Source organism: Maribacter sp., from assembly GCF_049667165.1.
Lineage (GTDB): Bacteria > Bacteroidota > Bacteroidia > Flavobacteriales > Flavobacteriaceae > Maribacter_A.
Genome location: NZ_JBATHS010000345.1, coordinates 1 through 3,035, shown reverse-complemented (window position 1 = coordinate 3,035; position 3,035 = coordinate 1). Strand labels below are relative to the sequence as shown.

The 3,035-nt window shown below is 39.2% G+C and carries 4 protein-coding genes; 2 read left to right on the top strand and 2 right to left on the bottom strand.

The window, feature by feature from the left end:
- Positions 1-79 precede the first annotated feature (79 nt).
- A complete protein-coding gene (locus tag WBM98_RS16160; protein WP_424367056.1) occupies positions 80-1,252 on the bottom strand; it encodes a GlmU family protein in 1,173 nt (390 codons plus the stop codon).
- Between the two features lie 87 nt (positions 1,253-1,339).
- Positions 1,340-1,618, bottom strand: a complete 279-nt coding sequence (locus WBM98_RS16155) for a type B 50S ribosomal protein L31 (RefSeq protein ID WP_424367055.1) — start codon at positions 1,616-1,618, stop codon at positions 1,340-1,342.
- Positions 1,619-1,783: 165 nt separating this feature from the next.
- Between WBM98_RS16155 and WBM98_RS16150 the strand changes: the two genes are divergently transcribed.
- Together WBM98_RS16150 and WBM98_RS16145 are read left to right on the top strand one after the other, a co-directional pair.
- A complete protein-coding gene (locus WBM98_RS16150) occupies positions 1,784-2,305 on the top strand; it encodes a DUF4199 domain-containing protein (RefSeq protein WP_424367054.1) in 522 nt (173 codons plus the stop codon).
- Between the two features lie 41 nt (positions 2,306-2,346).
- On the top strand, positions 2,347-3,035 hold a 689-nt coding region (locus WBM98_RS16145; protein ID WP_424367053.1), incomplete at its 3' end, for a glycosyltransferase family 2 protein.

Below are 3,035 nucleotides of genomic sequence, written 5' to 3'. Positions count from 1 at the left end.
GGGTATAGGGTCAAATTGAACTTGTACCAGAGTTTAAAACATTGTGGACTTTAATTTTGTTCTTTGTGATTGTCAGCCCTTAGTAGTTCCTCCACTTTTTTGTCAATTCAAACACATGATTGAGAATGTTGGCTTCCTTCTCATCAAACTCCACTCCCCTGCGTGCCATCATGACCTTAGCGGCCTCGAAAGCCTTTTCGGGCAGATAGGTTGAAAATCCTGATGCCCCGCCCCAACTGAAACTGGGAATAAAATTTCTTGGGAATCCCGGTACATAAATATTGGCATTTACCCCGATAACCGTGCCTGTATTGAACATGGTATTGATGGCCGTTTTACTATGGTCCCCCATCATGAGACCACAGAATTGCAATCCGGTCTGCTCAAATTGTTCGGTGGCATAGTTCCATAAGCGCACTTTGGCGTAATTGTTCTTAAGATTGGAGTTGTTTGAATCGGCACCTATATTACACCATTCCCCCAATACGGAATTGCCTAAATATCCTTCGTGTCCTTTGCTCGAATAACCGAATATCACCGAATTGCTGATTTCACCACACACTTTTCCATAAGGTCCTACGGTAGTAGCCCCATAGATCTTTCCGCCCATTTTGACCACGGCATTATTGCATAGGGCGAAAGCACCACGAATTAAGCTGCCTTCCCAGACCTCGGAATCCTTTCCTAAGTAGATGGGTCCTTCAGTGGCGTTCAAAATGCTATATTCCACACTGGCGCCTTCTTCAAGAAATATATTTTCAGGATGAATCAGGCTATTGGTTTCTGAAATCGGTGCTGTGGTTCTTCCTTCGGTAATAAAATCGAAATCCGCTTGGAGCGCTTCCGCGTTTTTAGAGAAAATATCCCAAGTATGTTCTATTTGTAGCACATCGCCTTCAAATTCAATTTGGGTAAATGTTGAGAAATCAACCTCCTGGGCTTCCAATGAAAAAAAGGCAATCACTTCTTCCCCCTTAAAAATGGCCTCGTTCCTTTTCAGGGCCTTGACCTTATGAGCCAGTTCCTTATTGGGCAAAAAGGAAGCATTAATCAAAATATTCTCTTCCAACTCCACCATGGGATACTTCTCTGAAAGATATTCCTCGGTGACCGTGGTGGTCGTAGTGCTCAAATAGCGCTCCCATTTCTCACGTATGGTGAGTATACCCACCCTGATATCCGCTACAGGTCTAGTGAAGGTAAAAGGCAACAAAGCGTTACGCACTGTACCGTCAAAAAGAATATAATTCATGGATTGGTTTTAAAACAAAATTAAAAAATAACGCCCCCGATAATAACTATCGAGGGCGTATGTTTATTGTCGTAATATGCTATTCTTTTATTTTTCTTCCTCTTCCTTCTTTTCAGGTTTTTGGAATTTTTTATACTTGCTCTTGAATTTATCGATTCGGCCAGCCGTATCCAAGAATTTTGCTTTTCCTGTGTAGAATGGATGCGACGTTCTTGATATCTCCAATTTCACCAAAGGGTACTCTACCCCATCCACTTCCAAGGTTTCCTTGGTATTCGCCGTCGACTTGGTAAGAAACACATCTTCATTGGACATATCCTTGAATGCTACCAATCTATAATTCTCTGGGTGAATATCTTTTCTCATCGTAAAAATGTTATACCTTCTATTTTTAGAGCTGCAAATTTAAGTATTTTTCTCATAATGACAATAAATTGTGCAAAAAAGAGAAAATAAAAATTTGTACCTTTAATTGTAACGATTTAACAAGAAGTTCAACTAATCATATAAACCACTAAAAACGCAATAAAAATGGAAGAAAATCAACCAAAAACAGGGAAATTCGCTTTTAATTATGGCCTACTGCTTGGGATAGTCAGCGTAATTTTCGGGCTTATGCTCTATTCTATGGATCTGCATTATGATCAAGGTTGGGGTATTAGAAGTGTAAGTTTGGTATTAGCCTTAGTTGCCATCTTTTTTGGCATATCACAATTCAAAAAGGCCAATGAAGGTTATTTAACCATATCACAAGCATTAAAAATCGGAGCGGGAATCGCATTGATCGCTGGAATAATCGGTTTAATTTATTTCTTTCTACTGTCCAATGTAATAGAACCAGGATATATGGACAAAATGTATGAAATAGGCAAGGCACAAGCAATGGCGGATAACCCAAAATTGACTGAAGAACAAATTGACCAAGGTATTGAAATGCAAAAAGGTTTTGCTTGGCTAACATATCCGATAATTCTTATTATGAATATAATTATTGGATTAATCCTGGGTCTTATTGCTGGTCTCATTTTTAAAAAGCAAAAACCTGCATATTAAAGTCAAAATTGTACTTTTGAAAAGAATTTCAGAAGTATTTAATGAACCTATCCATAGTAATACCCTTACTGAACGAAGAAGATTCCTTACATGAACTTCACGATTGGATTGTAAATGTCATGCAATCCAATCGTTTTTTGTATGAAATTCTATTCATAGATGATGGCAGTACCGATGGATCCTGGGAGGCCATCCGCAAACTTTCTGCCACTAATCCGAATGTCAAGGCCATACGATTTACCAAGAATTTCGGCAAATCACAAGCCTTACATGCCGGTTTCAAAGCGGCTACAGGCGATGTGGTGATTACCATGGATGCCGATCTTCAAGATAATCCAGAGGAAATTCCCGAATTATATGATCTGATCAAGAACCAAGGATATGACCTTATTTCCGGATGGAAGAAAAAACGGTACGATTCGGTCATTTCTAAAAATATTCCCTCTAAATTGTTCAATTGGGCGGCACGTAAAACCTCGGGGGTAAAACTGAATGATTTCAATTGCGGCTTAAAGGCTTATAAAAAAGCGGTAATAAAAAATATAGAGGTACGCGGTGAAATGCACCGTTACATTCCTGTTTTGGCCAAAAGTGCCGGATTCGGGAATATCGGGGAAAAAATAGTGCAACATCAGGCGCGCAAATACGGTAAAACCAAATTTGGTATGGAACGATTTATAAACGGTTTTTTAGATTTGATCACCATTTGGTTCGTTTCGAAATTCGGAAG

Excerpts from the sequence above, each read along its gene's own strand:
- WBM98_RS16160 (WP_424367056.1), bottom strand. The coding sequence starts at position 1,252 with ATGAATTATATTCTTTTTGACGGTACAGTGCGTAACGCTTTGTTGCCT.
- WBM98_RS16155 (WP_424367055.1), bottom strand. The coding sequence starts at position 1,618 with ATGAGAAAAGATATTCACCCAGAGAATTATAGATTGGTAGCATTCAAG.
- WBM98_RS16150 (WP_424367054.1), top strand. The coding sequence starts at position 1,784 with ATGGAAGAAAATCAACCAAAAACAGGGAAATTCGCTTTTAATTATGGC.